The sequence below is a fragment of the Leifsonia sp. YAF41 genome (genome assembly GCF_052113185.1).
Lineage (GTDB): Bacteria > Actinomycetota > Actinomycetes > Actinomycetales > Microbacteriaceae > Cryobacterium.
Genome location: NZ_JBFRCS010000012.1, coordinates 100,475 through 122,882, shown reverse-complemented (window position 1 = coordinate 122,882; position 22,408 = coordinate 100,475). Strand labels below are relative to the sequence as shown.

Sequence of the window (22,408 nt, the reverse complement as noted above, 5' to 3'; positions counted from 1 at the left end):
CTATCTCCGCTTCAGCCCAACGGACAGCACGCCCAGGAACAAGCCAGCCATTATCGTCTGCGCGCCCAGCATCATCAACAGTGCCGCCGGAACTGTCTCACGCACCGATTGGCTGGGGTCTTGTGCACCGAATCCCTCACCCGCCCAGCCGATCAGCTGCACCAGCGCCATCCCGAATCCGACGACAAAGAGGATAAGCCCCACGACCGCGCCGCTCTCGAGGCTGATCCGCCGTTCCAGTCGCTCGAAATTGCGGCTTCGGGGAATGCGGAAACCCTCGTGTTGGGCGTAGATCTTGGTGAGTACCGCGAAGAGCACCGCTTGATAGCCGACGACGGCCAACGCGGCCAGATACATCTGGCTCGACGCGTCGAGCCCCACCGAGCCGACAACAACCGGGCCGAAGCCGAGCAACGCCGTACCGAGCACTCCGACGAAGAACGCGATGGCACCCGGGATAAGGAACAGCCACCGCGGGCTGAAGATCAGTAGGAATCGCAGGTGGCGCCAGCCGTCTCGCCAACTGCGCAGATGCGGCGGTCGGCTCCGGCCGTCTTTTTTCAGGGTGGTGGGAACTTCACTCACCCGCAGCCCGCCGAGCGTAGATTTCACGACGACTTCGCTGGCGAATTCCATTCCCGTCGTCTGCAGGTGAAGGTCGAGAATTGACTGGCGGTTGAAACCTCGAAGTCCACAGTGAAAGTCTTTGATCGGCGACCGGAAAAGAACGCGACCGATCCACGAGAGGACCGGATTTCCCAGGTACTTGTGCAGCGGAGGCATAGCTCCGTCTTCGATGCCACCCCGGAAGCGATTGCCCATCACCAGCTCGTCTCCTGCGCGCAGCCGGATAACGAACGCATCAAGCTCGGCGAAGTCATAGCTATCGTCGGCATCGCCCATAATTACAAACGTGCCCAGGGCGCTTTCAATCCCGCCCATCAAGGCGCTGCCGTAGCCTTTCTCTGGGATGTTCACCACTCGAGCACCATGAGCGACCGCGATTTGCTGCGACCCATCTGTACTTCCGTTGTCTGCAATGACGATCTCTCCAACGACGCCGCTACGCTGGAGGTAGTCCTGCGCTTTGTCGATACATATTGCGAGCGTTTCGGCCTCGTTGAGGCAGGGCATCACAATCGAAAGTTCAATGGTTTCGGTGGTGGTCATTCGCGCAGGAGGTCCCGTCAGTGTTGGAGCGGCCACCTCATAGTACAGAGTGAGTAGCGTGTGAGACTCGGACTAGTGGTATCAACGCTTGGCCGTGTCGCGAGCCTCCAGAAACTCTTGGCCTCACTTGAAACGCAGATGACGGCGAATGACCGCCTGATCGTCGTCGCTCAACGAAACATTGCCGAAGTACAACAGCTAGTTGCCGAGTACGCCTCGCCCACTTTCGTCATCGCCGTGACCCGCTCCGACCTCGGTGCCTCGCGCGGCCGCAACGTCGGTGTCGACCAGCTACCGCCCGGCACCGACTTTCTGCTCAGCTTTCCGAACGACACCACGACGTTCCCTGACGGGTCGCTGAAACGCTTGCGCGCCCTGCCAAACGATTTTCAGGCTGGGGCTCTCACCGTCGTCGACGAGAACGGCCCAAAATTTGCCCTTCCCCCGACCGGTACCCCGCTCGACCGCTGGAATGTGTGGAGTGTCATCGAAATGGGCCTTCTTGTGCGCCGCGGTCTCTTCGACGCTCTTGGCGGCTTCGACGCCGACATCGGCACCGGCGCGGCCACCCCATGGCAGGCCGGCGAGGCAACTGATTTTCTGCTTAAGCTGACTCAAACCGATGCCGCCCGCGGCTTCGCCTGGCAGCCCGCAGACCTCCGTATCGGCGGTGTCGGCGATTCCCACGGCCTCCGCCGTGACGAGCGGCGTCGCAAGTTGCGCGGCTATGGCCGCGGGCTCGGCCGGTTGGTCACCCGTTGGCGGTACCCGCTGTGGTGGCGATTCGCGTTTCTGTTCGGCGGGCTACTGTTCGGACTACGCAATCGCGAGACGAATGCGCCGCTCGACGGCTGGTGGGTCTTTCTCGGACGTCTCGAAGGCATGATGGGGCGCACCCTGGGTCGCAGCCAACCGTTCAAAGCGGTCACCCGGTGACCGTCGATTTGCCCTCTCCCCTGCGCCTGCGCCGGGCGGCTCTCAGTCTCATCACCCTGCTCGGCGGTGTGTCACTGGCGGTCATTCCGGCCGCGACCATCGCCATCTCCTCGCGATTGTTCGCCGAAACCGAGCAAGGTTTCATCGCGGTCGCCATCATGGTCGCGACCTTCGCCGGCCAGCTCACTTTCGCTGCGGTCGTCGAATCCAGGCTGAGTTCGGCCGACACTGCCCGACGCGTGGTTTTTCCTCTCTGGCTCGCCGCGCTCTCACTGCTCGCCGCCGCCATTCTGGCGATGAACCCGACCAACGTGTGGGTGCTCTGCCTGGGGCTGCCCGTGCTCGTGGCGGCGCTTGAGGTCGGTCGTGGCGTCTCGGTGGCCGAGCGGCTCGATGTGCGCGAGGTCTGGGCGTCAATTCTGGTGGGCCTCGGGGCGCTCGGCGGGGTGGCCGCGGCCTTCAGTGACCAGCGTTGGGCAATGATTCCGCTTGTGGTCGGCATCGCCCTGGCCACCCTGGTGCGCTGCATGCCGGTGAGCCACCAGGCCAGCCGCCCTCAACCATCGGTGCGCGGCTGGGTTCTGGCCGACACCGCCATGACCGGCGTCATCTACCCGCTGCTCAACACCATGATCCTGGCGTTTCTCGGGCCCGGTGACGCGGTGCTGTTCACGGCGATCGCCACCGTGTCCGGTCTGCTGGCCATCCCTTTGAATTTTATGCGGCTGCGTCTGCTCAAGGAGCACTCGACGCTCGACATCGTCATCTCCGCCGGCTCGGTTTTCGCCGCCGTTCTAGCTCTGATCGTTCTTGAGAGTTTCGGGGTGCTCGGCTTTTTCTTCGGCGACGTGTGGTCGGGTTCCAACACTCTGCTGCCGCTCGTCCTTGCTTGCCTGTGGCGTGCCGCATCGCTAGCCACGACCATTCCGTTCGCGGCACTACGTCGAATGGGCGAAGTGCGGTTGGTGACCGGGCTGCGGGCGCTCGTATCTGCTTTGACCTTTGCGGCGGCATCCGTCGGACTTCTGCTTCAAGACCTGTCGATGGTTTTTGTCGGGCTCTTGATTGCAGAGTTACTGTCAGCCGTGATTTATGAGGTGGCCCGCCGACGCGCCCTCGGCAAGGTTTCACGGATGGCGGAGGCGCAGGCATGACCAGAATTCTTGTTGACCTTCTGTTCTTCACCGGCAAGAAGGGCGGCATGGAGTCCTATGTGCGCGAGGTTTACACGCACATTGCGCCCAGCTCCACTGAGTTCGAATTCGTGGGCCTCGCCTCGAGCGAGCTGGCGGCAATGGATACCTCGTGGTTTCCCGGTGAGATCGTCGATTCGGGCATCAGCGGGGAGAATCGCATTGCTTGGGCACGCGGCGAACTTTTCAGTGTGGCCCGATTTGCCAGACGGTTGAAGGCCGACCTCATTCATTGCCCGGCGAACCTGGGGCCGCTGCGCTCACGCGTTCCGGTGGCGTTGACTGTGCACGACCTGCTGCCGTTTCGGCATCCGGAATATGTACCCGGGGCCTATTCACGTATTTTGCGCGCCATGATTCGTCTCGGGGCGCGCACCGCGAGCCGGCTGCTTACTGTCAGTGAGGCGTCAAAGGCAGATATCGTGGGCATCCTGAAGATTGCGCCGTCCCGGATTGATGTGATCCCGTTGGCCGGCAGCTCGAAACAGTATGAGCCCAGCCAGTCGAAGCGGATGCCGAACCAGATTCTATCGGTCGGCAACCGTATGCCGCACAAGAACCTCGAGCTTCTGCTTGCGGCCGTGGCGCTGATCCCCGCGTCAGAGCGGCCACAACTGGTCGTGACCGGTAGCCACGGTATCGACCCGCTCACCCGTGTTGTGTCCGAGCTGGGGTTGGAGCGCTGGGTATCACTGAGGGGCTGGCTGAGTGCCACCGAGCTTGAAGATCTCTATGCGAGCGCAACGCTGTTCGTTTTCCCGAGCCTGTTTGAGGGGTTCGGTCTGCCCGTCATCGAGGCGATGGCGCGGGGCTGTCCGGTGTTGTGCTCCGACATTCCGGTGTTGCGCGAGGTGGGCGTAGACGCTGTCGCCTACGTCGACCCGCACAGTGCTTCGTCATTGGCCGGCCGCATCACCGAGCTGGTGCATGACGACACGGCGCGCGACGAGCTGGCTCGGCGCGGCCGCGACCGGGCCGCCTTGTTCTCGTGGGGCAGGGCGGCCGACGAAACCGTTCAGTCGTTTCGGCGCGCCCTAGCGGAGCGGTAGCGCGCAATTAGTTCGTCGATCGAACGGCCGAGGTTGCGTTCGGCGCGGGCGCTCTGGAACCACGCCAGGGTCGTGACGCGCAGCCTTCCTCCGGCCAGCACGACCTCTGCCAGGGCATCCCCCAAGGCGACGGGGTCGGCGCTCTCGGCGACGAGCCCATTGACGTGGGCTTCGATGAGTTCGGCGGCGGCGTTGTCTGGACCACTCACGACAACGCTGGGGGTGCCGACTGATGCGGCTTCGGCCACGACCAGCCCGAATCCTTCCCTGGCGGACGGGTTGACCATTACTGCGGCGTGCGCGAACAGCTTGCCGAGTTCGTGCTCGGACACGCGCCCGATAATGTCCACGACATCACTTACACCGGCCCGATGGGCGGCATCGACGAGGGCCGGGGTCTCGGGGCCGGCCCCAGCGACGACCAGGCGCAACCCAGGCACGCGACTGCGGGCCACGGCGAGCCCCGCGGGCAAGGCATCAAGCCGCTTGTCCGCGATGTGGCGGCCGGCGAAGAACGCGTAGGGGGCAGCGAATGCTGTGAGCGGGGTCGGCGAGCCTGTTGCACCCGTTGCGCCTGATGCGGTGACCGACTCTGCGTCCACGACGACGACAGGTTCATCGACCAGGTCAAGCAAACCCAAAACGATCGGCGAGGCGCGGCCGCGGTAGCGCCGCAAGTTGCGTCGGGTGAAGTCGCTGTTGACGGTTTGTTCTCTGCCGAGCCAGATGCCGAGGAACTGAAGCATCCAGGCGATGGTTCCGACGAGGGCACCGGAGTACTCGCGCCACTTGCGCCAAGTCCAGATCTCGAGCCAGTCAGAGACGATCATGGCGGGGGTGCCGAGCAGAGCCAGTTTGACGGCGAATATGTTGAGGACAGGCAGCGCACTGACGATGACGAGGTCATAGCTCTGGCGGTGGTGCCGGAAGTGGCTGAACACTCCGCGGGCAAAGCCGAGGGCGCTGCCCAGGGTGCGGGTGCCTCCGGCGTCGTAGATCTCGCCCGACCAGGCGGCCACGACATTGAACGTGGTCGGCGGGGCCTGTCCGGCGGGCCACTGCTCCCGGGTCACGTAGTCAACCGTGCTGCAGCGCTCCACGAGCAGTTCGGCCAGGCGGCGATAGACACGTTCGCCGCCACCGGTGTTGACCGGGAACAGGCAGTCGTAGGCGATGGCAACGCGGGGCTCAGCCACGATGCGCACTGGCCTCTGGCGCCCAGCTGCTGGTATCCGCTGCTCCCTGCACGTTTAGCTCCTCGGCGACGTCTGCTGCCCCTTCTGCATCTGCTGCATCTGCTGCATCTGCCGTCTCTAGCCTGGCAGTGCGGGTGGCGAGCACTCCAAGAAGTACGACGCTGGCCGCGGAAACCAGGGTGAACAAGATGACGAGCGTGGGCCAGCCGAAAGGCGGTTGCCATTGCGGGTTGAGCCACATATCGCTGGGCATGGCGTCGTTGCCGGTGACATAGCGGCGCATGACCAACACGTAGGCAATGATGCCGTAGAGCATCAGCAGCGAGGCGCCGACCCAGGTGATGCGGGGAGCGAGGTAGGCAATACGGTCGCCGGCCGGTGCTGACAGCAGCCAGCCTGCGACGATCATGATGCCGACGTAAAGGAACAGGGCATAGCGACCCTGCCAGATGATGCCGGTTTGCGACACACCGTAGGCCTGTACGAGGGCGGGAACCAAGAAGGCGGCAGCGGTGACGATGAGCAGAGTGCGCACCGAACGCCAATTCGTGGCGGTGAAGGCCAATAGCAGGAGCGCCGTGATGGCGGCGATGTATGGCCAGTATGCGAAATCGGGCATGGGGGCGTCGAACCAGCCGAAGTAACCGAACGCCTGTTTGAGAAAGGTGATGGTGGTGCGCAGCATAAAGGTGAAGCCGGTAACGAAGGAGGCGCCCACCAAAGGGGCGTCTGATTCTTCGGCCTGGTTGGACAGGCTACCGCCGCCGAGCGTCCAAAACAGGGAGAAGATTCCGCCGACCGAGATGACGGCCAACCCCCAATAACTTGACGCTGTGGTGAAGAGCGCCTTCACCGATTTCCAACCTACGGCGATCATGCAGAGCAACACGACGACAACGAGCCAGAGCGGGCCGGTGGCGCGGGCGTTGGCCAGCACGATGGCGGCGACACTGACGATCATCCAGAGGTACCAGCGGGGCAGAAACACTCGAGTGGCTACGGCGCCGTCGCCCGCGCGATGTGATTGCAGAAGACGGAGGGTGCCGATCCATACCGCAGCGGCGGCGGCAATCTCGATGCCGTTGGGGTTCACCGCGCCCATCAGGTAGATGACCATCGGGCTGGCGACGAAGGCCATGCCCAGTGGCATCCAGCGGGAGCGCGTGGCGCCCATTGCGGCTTGGAACCCCCAGGCGAGAAGCAGCGCGCCAAGCAAGGCGCTCACCAGTCGCATGGCGTAGACACCGGCAGAGCCGCCCATGAACAGACTGGGCCAGCCCACCAAGTAGTAGTAGAGCGGGTTGTATGTCGACACCCAGCTCGACACCTCGGTCGTACCCGCCGGGTCGCCCACTTCAACGCCGCAGTTTGCCGGAACGTTTGAGTGGAACACGAAACAGAGGGAGTGACCGTTGTAAGCCCAATCGGCGGGTACGTCAACGACAGGGTGCTTCACCCCGTTGACGTGATGTCCGATTACTTCACCATGAACCTGCCCGACGGCCTTGATCACATGAGCGTTCTCATCAGGAACCGAAAAGATGGGGCTAGCCAAAGCCCACAACCCTGACAACAAGAACATCGCAGCAAATGCGACGACAAAGATCGTTCGAGTACCGGTCGTACGATTCTGCGCAGATTGGTTCAGGCGGGGCTTCGTCGCCTCCGCTTCGCCCCCTGCTTCTTTATACGCAGTAACACCATTTCTGAACGCTCGCTCGGGAATGCGTGTACTCAAGTGTGGTCATCCCTCGGCGTTGGCGAAATTTCTAATTCACGAGCTTAGAAGTATGCCGCCATTGAGAGTAATCGCAGCGTTTCACCGCACCGCTAATCCTGACCGCCGTTTCCCTTGTCCTCCGCCAGCCCAGAGGCGGTCTCAGCTTCCACTCGCTGCAGCCGCAGCTCAACGAGTGCGATTGTCTCAACAAGGTCCCGTGCGCGGGCCTCCAGATGAGTCAACTCCGAGCTGTGCTGCAAACAAACCAGGAAGAGGATTGCGATGGCAACGAAGAACACGAGATTCGTGGGAACTTCAATCCCTAGAAATCCTGCCGCGAACTCTAACGTTGACGGAAAGACGCTCACCAGAACAGCCAAGGACCCCGCGATGACCCACCAGATAGCGTGCCGCTCACGCAATCGGCGCCGGCGTAGCAACTCAATCACAACCACGAGTGTCAAGACGGCAGCTGCAATACCGAGAAGGTAGCTTGTTGTGTGCATGGTTACTTTGCCCCCTGCGTCGTGGCTTTGACAGGGCGAATGAGCGCAAAGGCCAATGCAATCACTGCCCTACCCAGGTAGACAGCGGCTTTGACCGGGCTATGTGAGGGGACTCCCCCGGCTCGCGGCCGCATCGAAGCTGGAACCTGTTCGATCTTGCACCCCGCTCGAACTGCAATGACCAGCGTCTCAATCGTGTCTCCCAAATACTCAGCAGGGTAGTGAGTGGCGAAGACTCGCACAGCACGTGGCCCGCTCGCGCGCAACCCAGAAGTTGTGTCGGTCAGTCGTGTTTTCGCGATTCGACTCAATATCGACGACAGCACCAGCATCGCCCATTTTCGCGGACCTCTGACTTCGTATTCGCCCTCCCCGGCAAATCGTGCTCCGATGACGAGATCTGCTGAGCTCAATCCCGCCAACATCTCATGCACATCATTCGGGTCATGTTGGCCATCGGAATCAATCTGAACCACGTTCTCAAAACCCTGCTCGAGGGCATATCGAAAGCCGAGACGCATGGCACCACCGACACCGAGGTTGAACGGTAGGACCGCGACAGTCGCGCCTGCCGCTCGAGCGACTTCAGCTGTCCGATCAGTTGAGCCGTCGTCGACAACCAGGCAAGCCACTCCAGGAAGCTTCTCAAACACCTCCCGAACAACCGCCGCCACGGCTTCTTCTTCGTTGAAAGCCGGCATGACAATAAGGGTCTGATCGAGCGGGCTAGTCACGTATTCCATCCTATTTGTTGCGACCGACAGGGTCTGTGTCGGTGTCAAGACTCGGCATCGCGGATCGAACGATCGCAAGATATTCAGTCGCGCGTGCTTTCCAAGACCAACGCTGCTCCAACACCTCATGAAGCATGGCGGGCCGAGGATCCCTCAACGCCTCGTCCACGCTAGCAATGAGATCTGGCAAAGTGCGCCGTGTCACTTCCCAAACTGGTGCGCCGTCTTCTCTGAGCGGCTCTACCGATGGGACGGGGTACGACACGATCTGGGCGCCAGCCGCTGCTGCCTCAAGAAGTGTGATCTGAAATCCCTCTGCCAACTCGCTCGGGTTCACAAACACCGAGTCTTTGAGAGACTCGCGAATAACGCCCACGTCGGCGTATCCGTGCAGATGGGTAGAGTCAGCAATCCCTGCGTCCGCCACTCTCGCCTTGACCGCCGCCGCGTCCGGACCATCGCCGAGAATGCGAACGCTGAGCTCGGGATGTCCCCATTCCCGAATCAGCGATGCTGCCACGTCTACAAAAGTCTCCCACCCCTTGCCAGGAACAAGGCGTCCGAGGAATACGATCGACCGAGGTCGCTGCGGGCTCCCGGCATTGGGCCAGTTCTCCATCTGAAGCGCGTTGTAGAAGATCACCGACGGCACCTTTGCAAGGTCGAAGACGAACTTCGCGACCGGCTGTGACACCGCCAACACAGCCGTGGCTCTTTTCAGAATCACACGCCCCATTGTCAAGTCCACTATGCGAGACCCCAACCTAATGACAGGGGAAGGGGACTGCACGAAGCCCGCACCATGCTCAGTGTGGATGAGCGGGACACCAAGCCGGCGGGCTACTTTCATCCCGACATAAGACATCGGAAAGAACCGTGTGTGCGTCGATACGGCATCGATGCGCTCGCTCTTCAAGAACTGGGCAAGTCGGCGAGTAGTCCCAAGCGCCGGAAACGAGAGTACCGAAGCAATTGGAAGATGCATTCGCAGCCGTACAACTCGCACACCGCTCTCTTCGGAATCCGAAGGTTCAGGCGCGAGACAGACCACGACGACACTAGCGCCAGCCGCAGTGAGCTCATTTGCGAGTTGAAAAACGTGGCTTTCCAACCCGCCAGATCGAGGAGGGTAGTTGTTGATAACGATCGCGATACGAGGCGCGCCATCGTCACCATTCTTCTCTACGGCTGCCAATTTACTCCCAAGCGATATTCAAGCGACGGCCTCAAGTCTAACGACCTGCTCCGATAGGAACTGCTGAGCTAAACCCGGGCGAGATCAAGCCCCACATGCACGCGGCCGTACCTGCATCGGATATACGTTCTCCATCGACCGTGTCACATCGTCCATGGGAAGTGCAGCTAGCATTCACAAGTGGCAACGACACTATTCAAGAATGCTGGACTCGCGACAATTGGGGTCCTTGTTCAGGGTGTCGCCCGTTTCGGCTACACGATCATCATCGGACGGACGCTCGGAGCTGAATCTCTGGGGCAGATCAGTGGCCTCATCGCCCTCTCGGTATTTGTCTCCCTTTTCTGGCCTACTGGTGCTGGCGTCGCTGCCTCGCGATTCGTAGCTCCACACACCGATTCTGATTCGAGTCACACTTCGACTCCAGAACCCATACCTGCCCTCGTGCGGGATCTCTTGATTTCGGCGCCAATTTTGGCCGTTGGCACTCTCGTGGCCGCGCTACTTATAGTCCCCGATATTTTGTCGGCCCTTGCAGCAGTTGCGCTCAGCCTCTCGTTTTCGGCATACGCATTTACTCGCGGTGCGGCGATGGGTCAGGGACGATTCCTCAGGATTGCTGTCGCAGACACAGTGACATCGCTTTCCTCGCTTACGCTGCTGCTTCTCGTCCTACTCACGGGCCTTTCTTGGGCGACCCTGCTTCCGCTCGCACTGGGATACGCCGCATTCGCCTGGGTTTGCTGGCCTCGTGGCGGCCATCCAGCTCGAGTGTCCAACCCAGTAATACGCAGGTTTGTCTTCTACAACTCCCTCGCTCAATTGGCAACTGGCGGAGCGCTTCAGATCACGATGTTGACAGCGCGAATGTTTGACACCCCGACTAACGTGGGCCTCTTCGCCGCCGCATTTTCTCTAGCGACCCCTGCCTCGATGCTTGCTTTGTCTGCGAACCAGGTGCTTATTCCCCACTTCGCGCGGCTCAACGTCTCCGATACCGTTGCCGCCCGCCACCTTCATCGACGGGTCCTGTTGCTCGCCACAGCGGGATTTACGCTTGTCTTTGGGATCCTGATTCTTCTCTCTCCCTTTCTGATCGACCTTTTCTATGGGCCAAGTTTCAGCGGTGCGACTCCCTATATGCAGGTACTGCTTTGCGGGGTATTCGCCTATTCGATTTCGTTGGTTCCAGCTGCCTCACTCGTCGCTAGCGGAGGTGAGCGCGAGTACACAGCATCCTCTGCCATTGGGTTTGCCATCACTCTTGTGATCTCCCTCGGGCTCGGCACGTCCCTGGGCGCTTGGGCCGCGGCCATCGGATACGTCGCGGGCAGCACCGTATCCGCAATTCTGATCCTCAGTACACGGGGAAGACCTTTGATTCGCAGAAGTAGAACCGCAATGCAGTACTGAGCCACCAGTTGGTGACACGCGGCTGATGGGAGTAGTTCCGATGCCGGCGGCGGCTCTGGTCGTCGATGATCGCGAGCACGTGGTGTGCTTCGATGGTCGCGGCAGTTCTGCTCGACGTCGGCGCGCCAGCCGCCGACGAGCGCTCGATGGGCCAGGGCAGCCCTTCGGGCCCCGGGTCGGGCTTTCAGGGTATCTCCGCTAAATCCGGAGGTTCCCCCTTCTCACAAGGCCTGCAGAGTCACCCATGTCCTGGTTCAGTACGCCTCGTTCCGATAGCTACCACGGCATCGTCTCGATGGACCGGTCTCCTGATGGTCTCGGAGCAATTTTGCGTGGACGCGAGTGTGATGCACCGGTCAGAATCCGGAGTCACAACCTCGTCAGTTCAGATTCCACCGGACTCGGAATCACTTGAATTCTGTCCACTTCCTTCGAGTTCTCCACCTCATCGACCACGAACCCAGGCTCCGATTCTCGGGCCGGGTCATTCGACGAGCCCAAGGGAGAGGTGAGACGAGTCGAGCCGATCTCGGTCAGCGCCGCCACCGGCAGACAGACCAAAACCATGACTGCGGCGAATGCGAGCGACCCAATTGCCCACAACGTCATCGGTGTAATTGGCAAACCCCACCACCACTCCACTGCCTTGTCAAGATTCCAGCTCATGAAGTCCAAACCGGTCACGTAGCGTCGGATATTGAAATGCAGCGCAACTGAGTTGGCAACGGAAAGCCCAACGATTATGAAAATCGCTTGCGCTCGCCCCATTCGAATGCGTTGATTCTTTACTTGAATGAGTGCTACTCCACCCAATATGACCAACAGCGGCAAGATGTATCGCGGTTGAACTTCGGCACCGACATAAACGCCAGACTTCACGAGAATGTATGTGGGCATAAGCCAAAGGACGGCAAAAACTCCTCCCACCGCGAGACCCTTCCTCCACGACATAGAGCCGAGCCCGGTGAATACCATGACGCAATACACGGCCAAGGCTGCCACCCAAACGACAGCAGGGAGGAGCGTGTCAAGCCAACCGAGGCCCCAGGTGCCGAAGGCCCCCGCCCAGAGCCCGGGAACGTTAAGAAAGTTCTGAAATATGAGCTGCCCCGTTCCCGGACGCTCAACTGCTCCGCCACTGGACGGAATTCCCGAGGCAGCGAATGAGGACTGGTTTGCGGAGAGATAGAAGAGGGCGGCAACACAGGCCAAGACCGCAGGATAGATCAACGAGAGGAAGAATCGGCGATCTCGCTTCATCGAAAGGCAGACAACAGCGACAATCGCGAGGATCGAATAGATTGCGGCATCTGCGCGCGCGCCTGCACCAATCAGAAGCGAGATCGCAGCGAGTCCCCCGAGGCCGAGCCGGCGCAGGCCGGCGGTTTCAAAATATCCGAGAAGTGCAATCCAGAAAGTTCCGGCGGAAATAAGCGCCCAGCTGCTCGGATTCGTTGACGGAATGAGGAACATTCCGAGAGGTACAACTGCAATCAGCGTTCCCCATACAAGTGTTGTCCGTCGCCGTGCGGGAAGTACGGCGAATAGAGCCGTGAACATCCCTACGAAGAGAAGCACGTTGAAAGCGCGCATCATGATCACCGAGACAGATACATCTGGGCCCGCAAACAATCCCATCACCCAGTAGAAAACCGGAGGATAGTCGCCTGTGAAGTTTCCACGGTCGGTTAGCACCAGGTCAACTTCGCTGGAGTCGAATCCGGCAGATTGGCAAGCGGCGCTGTCATTCGACTTGAACGCGTAGCAAATTGAACCGCCGAGGGACTCGGGAACAAATCGTTCATCAGCGTTCGACCCGGCCTCACACAGGTTCGCTCGGTCTCCATCACCGCACCAAATGCTGGCTAGGTGAAAATCGTCGTCGGGACTCGATCCCACTGGCGACGAAACTCCCCACGAAACCAGTGCGAGAACGGCTAGTAGTGGCAGGAGTACTCTCGCAAGAAGCGCTACTCGTGTTCGTCGCTGACTGGTCTCTTTCACCTAGCGATCCTACCGGGCTTTGAGTGGTGCCATTTCCAGCAATGCAGGCTCGCTCATCCGACGTTCCATCTAGAACGGCTTTGGCTCCGGCGAAGTACTAATTGGCAACTGTCTTGCAACCGAGCAGGACGTTTGACCCAGGACCGACGTTAATGCCATAAACACAGACCTCATGTTTCCCAGCTGAAAGCGGCGTCTGGAAGGAATAGCCATGGCTCGGGCCATAGGCAGGAAACGCTGCCCCGACATCGGAGCGCACTCCAGAAGCGTCAATCGCGGTACCGGCTGAGTCCACGTAAACATGGACAGGAATCGGGTCAACCTGGTCTGGGTCATATGCCCAGCCAGATACAGACAATGTGCCCCCTGCGACAGAAATTGATTCGAGGGTCCCCACCGGCGAGCCGCTCATCGCCGTTACTGTCTTGCAGCCCAAGCTCTTATTCGAACCGGGCGAGACAATATCGATTCCATAGGCGCATACGTTGTGCTGGCCAGGGGTCACTGGCATCTTGACTGAGAAACCGTGCAGATCACCGTATCCGGGGAATGCTCGCGCGATATCTGAGCGAGGCAGATCGGCGGTTGCTGCAACGCCCGCGGCGTCAACATAAACGTGCACGGGGCTCGAGGCCGCCGAGTCCGGGTCGAATACCCAGCCGCTCGCCTTTATGGCACCAGGTATGGATTCGACGGACTCCAAAACCCCGTTCGGGGAACCGCCTGCAACCGTGACGGTTCTACAGCCAATGGGTTGGTGCGCACCAGGACCAGAGACGTTGATGCCGTATGCACAGACCGTGTGGTTCCCGGGTTCTGCTTTCACCTGACGGGTGAAACCGTGTTTCGGACCGTAGGCAGGATAGGCCTGTCCGACGTCTGCCCGCTGATCATCAGCGGTGAATGCCGCTCCGACGGAATCGACGTAGACGTGTACCGGGATCGAATCTGCCGAGTCTGGATCAATCGCCCATCCAGAAACAGTGATGACGCTCCCGACACTAGAAACACTCTCCATCGCGCCGATCGGCGAACCCGTCATACCTTCCAATGTGCGACATGCAAACTGAGCATTAACACCTGGACCCACGTTAATTCCATACACACAAACGTTCTGGACGCCGCTCGACTTCACAGGGATTGTGATATCAAATCCATGGGCGGGCCCTACTTCCGGCCAGGTCGCGCCCACATCCGGGCGGTTGCTCTTCGCCGTGACTGAGGTACCGGCGCCGTTCACATAGATGTGAACGTCGATTGGCGCTGACGTATTCGGGTCGAATGCCCATCCTGCTACGCGAACGCCTCCCGGGACCGCAGCAAAAACGTCGAGCCCCGCCATGGGACTCCCTGCGAGGTTGGCAGGACCGAACCAGTTGTTGTAGTACACCCAAAAATTGCGATTCCCGTATGACGAACAAGCGTTTCCTGTGCCACCGAGATTTGCGAGCGCCGCGGCATTGGGAACATATGGTGTGTAGTAGTAGAGCGCAGCGGTTGCCCGGTTTTGGATAAGGACGTTTGTCGTCCCACAATCCGCATTTGGGTGGTACGGGCGAGAATTAAGTTTGCCCACTTTGATCGAGGTGTGGGAGCCCTGAGGATTCCCGTACCAGGCGAATTGACGAGCCGCAGAGAATACTTGATAGAAGAATCCGTAGTAAGCCGAATCACAATCCGCAGTATCAGGGCAGCCCTGCCCCAACGCCTTTCGAAGAATTGCTTCACTCGGCGCCTTGCTGGTTACCAGACCTTGCTCCTTTTGGAGCGTGACCAGAAGCACCTTGGCACTAATGCTGCATGCTTTCTGAACCTTAAAGATGATCCGTGCAGCTGACTCATTCGCTTCGCCGGCGTACGTGCTGCACGTTCCGTAATCGAATGTTGTCGTAGGCGTATTCACCCGGAGCACATTGAGGCACAAGGAGTTTGCACAGGCACCAATTTGCGAATCCAAGAACCCCTGAATCTGTTCCTGAGACATTGCATTTCCGTCATAGAACAACTCATCGGAAATGATGTACCCGGGGTCAAAATCAGACCCGTTCAGAGCCTTCGCCGACTGAGGTACAGAAACGACCAAGACGCTGATGAGGCTGACGACCGCGACAGCCGCCAGCAGGCGCATAGATTTGACAAGCATATCCTGGGACTCCATTACCAGCCATGCAGTCGAAACATGGCCTCGATTAGGTTATCGAGGCGGCCGTGTTTATTTGGAGCACGACACGGTCCGAAGCAGCTTCTTAGGCGAGATATGGATCTCTTTGGGGTCCAGACCAGCGGGCAATGATCATTTTCTCTTCAAACGAGTGCACGAGAGGATTGCGTGAGCGCGATTCAAAATGAAAAAGCTCAACGTCGGTGAGCCAGACCAGCCGGTAACCCGCATGCCCGACCTTCTTGCAGAGGTCGACGTCGTTGAAGTTGCCCGGGAGTTGCTCAGAGAACCCCCCGACCTCCTGAAACACTTCGCGGCGCATGGCGATGCACGCTGCGGTCAACCCTGATGCTTCTCGGTTGATCAGAAGTGAAGAGAAGGCCCCATAGGTACCCTTTTCGGCGCCAAGATAGGCGTGGGTGAATTGCCCCATATGGTGCTTGTGGCCGGCGTGTTGCACCGCCCCATCCTCGAAGTACAGCATCGCCCCTGTCATGCCGACATCTGGTTCGTTTAAGGGGGCGATCAAGCTTCCGATCATCTCATCGCTGATCATCTGAACATCGTCATTCAGGAACACGAGGAATTCTCCGCGTGCGGCCAGGAACCCTTCATTGCACTTGCGGCTGAAGTTGAATGTGCCCGTGAAGAGGACCGGGGTCAGCCTGTCACCTGCAATCTCTGCAAGCTCAGCCATGACCTCAGCCGGGGTGTCCTCGTCGTAGACGACGACGACCTCAAGATCTTGGTGCTGAGTCGTCGCGAGCATTGTCCGAACAGCCTCAACTACGAAGACGCGGCTCTCACCCCACACCTCACCGGCGGTGCCCCGGGTTGGGATGATCACGCTGACCGACTTGTTCAGTTCAGGCGTGCGGTCGATGCGGTAGGTGCCAGGGACTGGGCCGCGCAGTGCAACGCCGTCAATCCCAACGCGCTTGAGGTGCGCATCGACGGCGCGAACGCCCGCATCCCAGGCGTAAGGCTTGTTGTCTGTCGCTTCAGCTGTCGAACCCTCGATCACGTGCCAGTGGTAAAGGACCTCCGGAATGTGCACGATTCTTCGCGCGACCTCAGTGACGCGAAGCACGAGATCGTGATCTTGCGAGCCTTCGAACTCCTTGTGAAAACCGCCGACCTGACGCACGAGATCGGCCCGCAGAACTGACAAATGCCCCGTGTACATCTGACCGCGGAGTCGCTCAGGTGACCAATCTGGTTTGTCGAATTGATCGTAGTACCGGCCATCTCTGATCTTGTCTTCGTCGGAGTAGATGTAATCAACACTGGGATCCACGGCGATTTCGGCAGCGATGCGCTCAAGCGCGTTCGGGGCCAGCAGGTCGTCGTGGTCGAGCAGCGCGAGAAATGTGCCGCGCGCCGCTTCGATCGCATCGTTGGAAGCCGCGACGATTCCGCCGTTGGTGGGTCGTTCGACGATCCGGATGCGGGAATCGTGTTGTGCGGCTGTGCTGAGCACAGCACGGACATCCGGATTCGGCGACGCGTCATCGACGAGGATGAGTTCCCAGTCAGTGAAGTGCTGATCCACCACCGAAGCGATGGTTTGCTGCAACACTTTCAGCGGAGTATTGAAGACCGGCGTCAAGATAGAGAAGAGTGGCGCACGCATCGAGGTCACTTCTTGATGCGGCGCTGAACGCGTTTGAGAAGAATCGCCGGAGTCATCACGAGTCGACCAATCTTCCATGTCGTCGATTTGCGGGTCTGCGCAAGGTCATGCGCGCCTCGCGCACGTGCTTCCTCAATAGAGATTTTGGCCTGTGCGAGTTCGGCACGAAGGCCAAGCTCCATGTCTCGCCCAATCAACTGCGAGTGGGTGAGATTCTTCACGCTATTCAGGAGAATGTCACGTTCAGCTCGAAGCGCCTCGCACTCCTCTTTGCTTCGTTCACTTGTCGTACCTTGTTCCGTACTCACGCTTGTTCCTTCATTGCTTTGACTCACGTTGACTCAGCCTACCTTCCGTCGTGCCACCCGTTTCTGGGCGGCTCTGCTTCAGTCAGTCGTCGTCCTTTGGCGTTCCTGACGCGCACGTAGGCGTTCAATGACCGCACTAGGCCCACCCTCCTGCAGGTAGTACGCAGCGCGTTCGATGTCTCGACGAATGCCAGTGCTTCTCGATGACCGCGCCTTCGGCAAGCCGTTCGGGATCTTGTTCTTTCGTTTGTGCTTGCTCTTGCTGTCAAGCTTCTTGTCGGCTGCGGACTGCGGGTTGCGGCAGAACTCTACGAGCGGCGCAACGGCCTTTTCCCAGGTGAACTCCAGCCGAACCCGCTGCACATTCTTCCGCGCCTTCCTGATCGCAGCTTCGTCGAACAGGTACTTTTCGATAGATGCTTCAAGCGCCGCTTGGTCACGTTCCGGAACAGCCGCACCCAGCGATTCGCTGGCAACCAGACTGCCAAAGGAATCACCGCCGGTCGTCACGATCGGCAAGCCGGCCCACAGGTAGTCCAGGATCCGTGTGCGGAACGAGAACGTCGTCTCAACGTGTTGGAAATGAGTAGACACGCCGAGATCTGCTTCAAGCAGGTAATTCTGGCGGTCGTCATACGGCACCCAGGACTCATTGAAGAATACGTGTTTGCCAGTAAGCCCCAGTCTTTCAGACACCGCGCGAGCCGCGGCAACCGCCTCCATCTCAGGGACCGCCGGGTTCGGGTGCTTAACACCCATGAAGAAGAGCCGAATGTTCGGATGTCTTTCGGCGAGCACGCCGACCGCACGAATCAGGATCTCGGGATCGAACCAGTTGTAGATCCCGCCACCCCAGATGATGATCTTGTCATCCGCCCCGATTCCCGGGACAACTCCACGCAGCGCAGGGCGCTGTTGCACTGGCGCCTGGCTCGGAATTCCGAATGGGGCAACAGCGATGAGGGAGTCAAGATCATTGTCGCGGGAATAGGTAAACGGATTTACTCGACCGAGCGCTGAAAGCTGCCCCAACCAAAAGTGGCGCTGACGTTCGCTGGCGCAGAGGAAGAAGTCACCCAGTTGCAACTGGTGGTTCAGAGCATCAGTCGCCTCCGTCACCTGCTTGTTCCACTGCTTCAGTCCTAGATCACGGCCCTGCTCGAGCTGCTCCAGGTGTAGCGGGTCGTAGACGTCGACGACCAAGATCTTTTTCGACGTTTCTAGGCTCGGGAAAAGCGCGAGGGCGTGCCCCTGCACGATGATGACGTCGGCCCACTGCTCGTGCTCGACGACAGAGTTGGGCTTGTGATGCGAAATCACACCCACCTCGATGACGTCATCGAGCGCGACAGCCTTGGTCATGCTCACGAGGCGCACATCGTGCTCGTCAGAGAGCTGTTTGGCAATGTTCCAGGCGCGAATGGCCGGCCCCGCCATCTGAGCTCCGACTGCGTCGCCCGTGATTACAAGGATGTGACGGCGGCCTTCAATGTTCAGCTGGCCGAGGTTGTCGACGATCTTCTCGTAGCCGCTCAGGTAGCTCTCGATGGGATAGGCGGGCTCATCTGTGTTACCGAACAACGCCTTGAGTTCGCGGTCGGACCGCGTGCGCGAGGCCTGAACCTTCGCGCGCTCCACAGTCATCTCCGGGAGTAACTCGACGAACTGATCAATGGCGTAAATTCCGGCCATCGTTTGCTTCGAGATCGCCAAAGTGGCTTCATCGTCGTTGCCCGGCACCCGTAGGTCGAGTGAAGTCGAATCGTGTTTGCCCCGTGCGACAGCGCGGCGAGTGGCAAGCAGCAACGCACCGGGGAAGACCTGGGCAAGGGATTCCTCGTCCAAGTTCTTGTACAACGTGTAAAGGGCGTTGCGCTCAAGCAAGTACGTCTCGCGGAAATTTCCGAACTTGTTCATCGAGGCGTGGTGCTTGTGGAACGCGAGCGATTTGGGTTGAAAGCGGAAACGGTAACCGAGCAGGTTCAAACGCCAACCGAGGTCGACGTCGTCGTAAAACATAAAGAAGTTGTCGTCGAAGCCGCCGAGCTCCTCGAACACCGACGCGCGGATGAACATTGCGGCGCCGGTGCCGAACAGAACATCCTTCTCGACATCCCAGGAGCCACGGTCTGTTTCACCCGCGTGCGGTTTGTAGCCCATGCCATACCAGGTGACGGCAGCATCGAGATAGTCAACTCGCTCGCCCTCCCAGTCAAGAACTTTGCTGGCCACAGCGCCGATGTTGTGGCCGGTGGAAAAGGTCGCGATCGCCTCTTTGATCCATCCCGAATCGGGTCTCGCATCGTTGTTGAGAAACGCGACGAACTCACCGGTCGACTTTGCGACACCCAAGTTGCAGCCGCCCGTGAAACCGAGATTCTCAGTGGATTCGACGATGGTGATCTGGCCTGAAATGACCTTCAGCCTTTCGAGGCTGTCATCCCCAGAACCGTTTTCGACCACGATAATCTCAAGCAGTTTGTGCGGCCAGTCCAGCTCCAGGAGCCCGCGAACACATTCGATGGTGTCGTCTACGCCTCGAAAGTTGACAAGGACGACGGAGACGACTCCGATACGACGCTTCTTCATTGGGTTTGCCTTTCTTAGGCTTTGGGCCCGCTGTGAAGCGAGTCCAGGTAGGCCGTGATCGTAGGGTCCGCTTCTCCGACTGCTACGACCTCGCCGTGGCTTAGCCAGGCAGCATGGTCACACATTTGGCGAACCGATTCCATGGCGTGGCTGACCAGAACTACGGTCTTGCCAGCTTCCTTGAAATCTACAAACTTTTGTGCGCACTTCTCTTGGAACTCGGCGTCACCGACAGCGAGCACCTCGTCGACGACGAGAATGTCAGGGTCCACGTTGATTGCAATGGCGAAGCCCAAGCGCACGTACATGCCCGAGGAATAGTTCTTCACCGGTTGGTCAATGAACTGCTCAACACCCGAGAAATCGACGATTTCATCGAACTTGCGGGTGATTTCTTTCTTCGACATTCCCAGAATCGAACCGTTGAGGAAAACGTTCTCTCGACCCGACAACTCGGGGTGAAAACCGGATCCCACTTCAAGCAAAGCGGCGATCCGCCCGTTGTAGCGAATCGAGCCCTTCTCCGGGTAGTAGATCTTTGCCAAGCATTTCAGCAGGGTTGACTTGCCCGATCCGTTGCTTCCGATGAGTCCAAAGGTGGAACCGACCGGGACCTCGAAATTTGCGTCCTTAAGCGCCCAGAAGTCTTCGTGAACCGATCGGCGTCCACGCATGATCGCGGACTTCAACGACTGATTGCGCTCGTGGTAGAGACGGAACTTCTTGCTGACATGTTCAATCTGAACAGCGATTTCACTCATAGAGCTTCTGCTAGACCCTTCTCGCTCCGGCGAAAGACCAGAACTCCGATGACGAGCGCTACAAGCGCCCAAATGACGCAGAGCAGGAAATCATCAGGGTTCGGCCAGCGGTTGTCGTAGAGCAGCTGCCGGAAAACTGCCACGAATCGTTCAAGGGGATTGGCCCGGTAGATGTCGAGCACTGTGATGTCGGTGCCAAACAGCCCACCAACTTTTGCGGACTGCACCTCGACCAAACTGATCGGGTAGATGATCGGGGTCAGATACATCCAGATCTGAAGGATGATCGACACAAAGTACTGAGTGTCCCGAAAATGCACATTCGCCACGGCGAGCATGAGTGCCAGGCCCGCGGCAAACATCGCCAACAGCACCATTGTCACGACGACGAGCGGAAGGAATGGCCAAACGAAACCGCCGCAGATGACGATGACAACGACAAGCACTCCCATTTCGAACAGCCAGTTATAGCCGACCGAGCCGACCTTCGACAGCGGCAGAACGATGCGGGAAAAATACACCTTCTGCACCAGGCCGGCGTTTGCCAGAATCGAGCCCATACCCTGCTGCACCACATTGGCGAAGAACGCCCAGGGCAGAAGACCACAGAGCAGCCACACAGGGAAGATGTTCAGACCGCTGGGGTCGCCAGGGGGAGGTGTCACTCGGAGGATGAAGGCGAACACGAGCGTGTAAACCAGCATCGACGCGAGTGGGTTCACCAAAGACCACAGTTGGCCGAAAATGGTGCGTTTGTACTGGCCGCGGATCTCACGCAGAGTGAGATTGGCCAGGAGCTCTCGCGACGCAAGAACTTCATTCAGATATCGCATGTAACCTCACTGGGTAGCCGATCGGGATGGCCGCAGATCAATCTAGCTTAGAACTATGCTTGAGGAACGTATGGCCAACTCACCCACTCCAGAACCCGTCACTCCCACTGTCGCTGTCGTCACCGTGAGCTATGGTTCCGAGGCGGTGCTTGGCCCGTTCCTCTCTTCGCTAGGCGAGGCCGCATCCGTTCCCCTGCACATCGTCGTCGCTGACAATAAGCCGACAATTGGTGGCGAAACGGATTCAGCGGTGGCTGTGATGACGATCGCCTCAGGCGGACGGTACCTGCCGCTTTCGAGTAACCGCGGGTATGGCCACGCGATCAACGCGGCAGTCGCGACTCTTCCGCCTGAAATTTCGTGGGTAGTCGTGAGCAATCCCGACGTCATCGTTCACGCGGGTTCCATCGATGCATTGTTGGACTGCGCAGAGTCATCCGACCGCATAGCGGCGATTGGGCCTCGGATTCTCTCAAGCAGCGGCGAGATCTATCCGTCTGCACGAGGAATTCCGTCTTTGCGTTCCGGCATCGGTCACGCCATTTTTGCGGATGTTTGGCCGTCCAACCCGTGGACACGTCGCTATCGACGCGATGCGCACGGCGCTGCCGTGCGAAGGGATGCCGGGTGGCTCTCCGGCGCCTTCCTCATGGTGCGCAGGTCGGTCTTCGACCAATTAAATGGCTTCGACGAGAGCTACTTTATGTATTTCGAAGACGTTGACCTGGGCTATCGGATCGGGAAGCTCGGATTGCGCAACGTATTTGAGCCATCCGCCAGCGTCGTTCACACGGGCGCTCACTCTACTCGGACCGAGTCTGCCCGAATGATTCGCGCGCATCACGACAGCGCCAAGAAGTTTCTGTACAAAAAGTATCCTGGCCCCCTCCTGTGGCCCCTGCGCATGGCTCTTACTGCCGGCCTCAATCTTCGAGCGATGGTCTCTCAGCGCCATTCCCAATAAAATTGAGAATGAGCAGGGTGGGCTGCGCTTTTCCGAGGGGGTC

The 22,408-nt window shown here is 59.3% G+C and carries 18 protein-coding genes; 5 read left to right on the top strand and 13 right to left on the bottom strand.

Going from position 1 to position 22,408, the window contains the following annotated elements:
- Positions 1–1,170 carry a glycosyltransferase family 2 protein gene (locus AB4Y63_RS14805; protein WP_441791828.1) on the bottom strand — a complete coding sequence of 390 codons (1,170 nt, stop codon included), beginning with the start codon at positions 1,168–1,170 and terminating at the stop codon, positions 1–3.
- 75 nt (positions 1,171–1,245) lie between these two features.
- On the opposite strand from AB4Y63_RS14805, the gene AB4Y63_RS14800 reads away from it, so the two are divergent.
- From AB4Y63_RS14800 to AB4Y63_RS14790, 3 genes are read left to right on the top strand one after another with little or no spacing between them, the layout of a single operon-like run.
- Entirely contained in the window at positions 1,246–2,106 is an 861-nt protein-coding gene (locus AB4Y63_RS14800; protein ID WP_441791827.1) for a glycosyltransferase family 2 protein, read from the top strand.
- The gene (locus tag AB4Y63_RS14795; RefSeq protein WP_441791826.1) at positions 2,103–3,260 is read left to right on the top strand and encodes a hypothetical protein; all 1,158 of its coding nucleotides are present in this window, start codon (positions 2,103–2,105) and stop codon (positions 3,258–3,260) included. The genes AB4Y63_RS14800 and AB4Y63_RS14795 overlap by 4 nt, the downstream gene beginning before the upstream one ends.
- Positions 3,257–4,348, top strand: a complete 1,092-nt coding sequence (locus AB4Y63_RS14790) for a glycosyltransferase family 4 protein (RefSeq protein ID WP_441791825.1) — start codon at positions 3,257–3,259, stop codon at positions 4,346–4,348. The genes AB4Y63_RS14795 and AB4Y63_RS14790 overlap by 4 nt, the downstream gene beginning before the upstream one ends.
- Here the strand turns inward: AB4Y63_RS14790 and AB4Y63_RS14785 are convergent.
- The 5 genes from AB4Y63_RS14785 to AB4Y63_RS14765 form a co-directional block, all read right to left on the bottom strand.
- Positions 4,315–5,544 carry a glycosyltransferase family 4 protein gene (locus AB4Y63_RS14785; protein WP_441791824.1) on the bottom strand — a complete coding sequence of 410 codons (1,230 nt, stop codon included), beginning with the start codon at positions 5,542–5,544 and terminating at the stop codon, positions 4,315–4,317. The two genes, AB4Y63_RS14790 and AB4Y63_RS14785, sit on opposite strands and share 34 nt — an antisense overlap.
- On the bottom strand, positions 5,537–7,126 hold the full coding sequence (locus AB4Y63_RS14780; RefSeq protein ID WP_441791823.1) for a DUF2142 domain-containing protein: 1,590 nt from the start codon (positions 7,124–7,126) through the stop codon (positions 5,537–5,539). Before AB4Y63_RS14780 ends, AB4Y63_RS14785 begins: the two co-directional genes overlap by 8 nt.
- 248 nt (positions 7,127–7,374) lie before the next feature.
- The gene (locus tag AB4Y63_RS14775; RefSeq protein ID WP_441791822.1) at positions 7,375–7,770 is read right to left on the bottom strand and encodes a DUF2304 domain-containing protein; all 396 of its coding nucleotides are present in this window, start codon (positions 7,768–7,770) and stop codon (positions 7,375–7,377) included.
- A gap of 2 nt (positions 7,771–7,772) precedes the next feature.
- Positions 7,773–8,471 carry a glycosyltransferase family 2 protein gene (locus AB4Y63_RS14770; protein ID WP_441791847.1) on the bottom strand — a complete coding sequence of 233 codons (699 nt, stop codon included), beginning with the start codon at positions 8,469–8,471 and terminating at the stop codon, positions 7,773–7,775.
- Between the two features lie 43 nt (positions 8,472–8,514).
- Positions 8,515–9,615 (bottom strand): glycosyltransferase family 4 protein, encoded by a 1,101-nt coding sequence (locus AB4Y63_RS14765; protein ID WP_441791846.1) that lies wholly within the window; start codon positions 9,613–9,615, stop codon positions 8,515–8,517.
- Between the two features lie 264 nt (positions 9,616–9,879).
- On the opposite strand from AB4Y63_RS14765, the gene AB4Y63_RS14760 reads away from it, so the two are divergent.
- Positions 9,880–11,112, top strand: coding sequence for a lipopolysaccharide biosynthesis protein (locus tag AB4Y63_RS14760; RefSeq protein WP_441791821.1), 1,233 nt, complete (start codon positions 9,880–9,882; stop codon positions 11,110–11,112).
- Between the two features lie 369 nt (positions 11,113–11,481).
- Here the strand turns inward: AB4Y63_RS14760 and AB4Y63_RS14755 are convergent, their stop codons facing one another.
- The 7 genes from AB4Y63_RS14755 to AB4Y63_RS14725 all read right to left on the bottom strand — a co-directional run bounded on the left by AB4Y63_RS14755 (position 11,482) and on the right by AB4Y63_RS14725 (position 21,401).
- Positions 11,482–13,116, bottom strand: coding sequence for a DUF2142 domain-containing protein (locus AB4Y63_RS14755; RefSeq protein WP_441791820.1), 1,635 nt, complete (start codon positions 13,114–13,116; stop codon positions 11,482–11,484).
- A 97-nt stretch (positions 13,117–13,213) separates the two neighbouring features.
- Complete coding sequence (locus tag AB4Y63_RS14750; RefSeq protein WP_441791819.1) at positions 13,214–15,259, bottom strand: hypothetical protein; 2,046 nt, start codon at positions 15,257–15,259, stop codon at positions 13,214–13,216.
- Positions 15,260–15,362: 103 nt separating this feature from the next.
- Entirely contained in the window at positions 15,363–16,988 is a 1,626-nt protein-coding gene (locus AB4Y63_RS14745) for a glycosyltransferase family 2 protein (protein ID WP_441791818.1), read from the bottom strand.
- Positions 16,916–17,218: a hypothetical protein gene (locus AB4Y63_RS14740; RefSeq protein WP_441791817.1), complete on the bottom strand. Its 303-nt coding sequence runs from the start codon at positions 17,216–17,218 to the stop codon at positions 16,916–16,918. The genes AB4Y63_RS14745 and AB4Y63_RS14740 overlap by 73 nt, the downstream gene beginning before the upstream one ends.
- Before the next feature lie 78 nt (positions 17,219–17,296).
- Positions 17,297–19,807: a glycosyltransferase gene (locus AB4Y63_RS14735; RefSeq protein ID WP_441791816.1), complete on the bottom strand. Its 2,511-nt coding sequence runs from the start codon at positions 19,805–19,807 to the stop codon at positions 17,297–17,299.
- Between the two features lie 14 nt (positions 19,808–19,821).
- Positions 19,822–20,568: an ABC transporter ATP-binding protein gene (locus tag AB4Y63_RS14730; RefSeq protein WP_441791815.1), complete on the bottom strand. Its 747-nt coding sequence runs from the start codon at positions 20,566–20,568 to the stop codon at positions 19,822–19,824.
- Positions 20,565–21,401 (bottom strand): ABC transporter permease, encoded by an 837-nt coding sequence (locus AB4Y63_RS14725; RefSeq protein WP_441791814.1) that lies wholly within the window; start codon positions 21,399–21,401, stop codon positions 20,565–20,567. Before AB4Y63_RS14725 ends, AB4Y63_RS14730 begins: the two co-directional genes overlap by 4 nt.
- Positions 21,402–21,456: 55 nt before the next feature.
- On the opposite strand from AB4Y63_RS14725, the gene AB4Y63_RS14720 reads away from it, so the two are divergent.
- On the top strand, positions 21,457–22,365 hold the full coding sequence (locus AB4Y63_RS14720) for a glycosyltransferase family 2 protein (protein WP_441791813.1): 909 nt from the start codon (positions 21,457–21,459) through the stop codon (positions 22,363–22,365).
- Positions 22,366–22,408 lie beyond the last annotated feature (43 nt).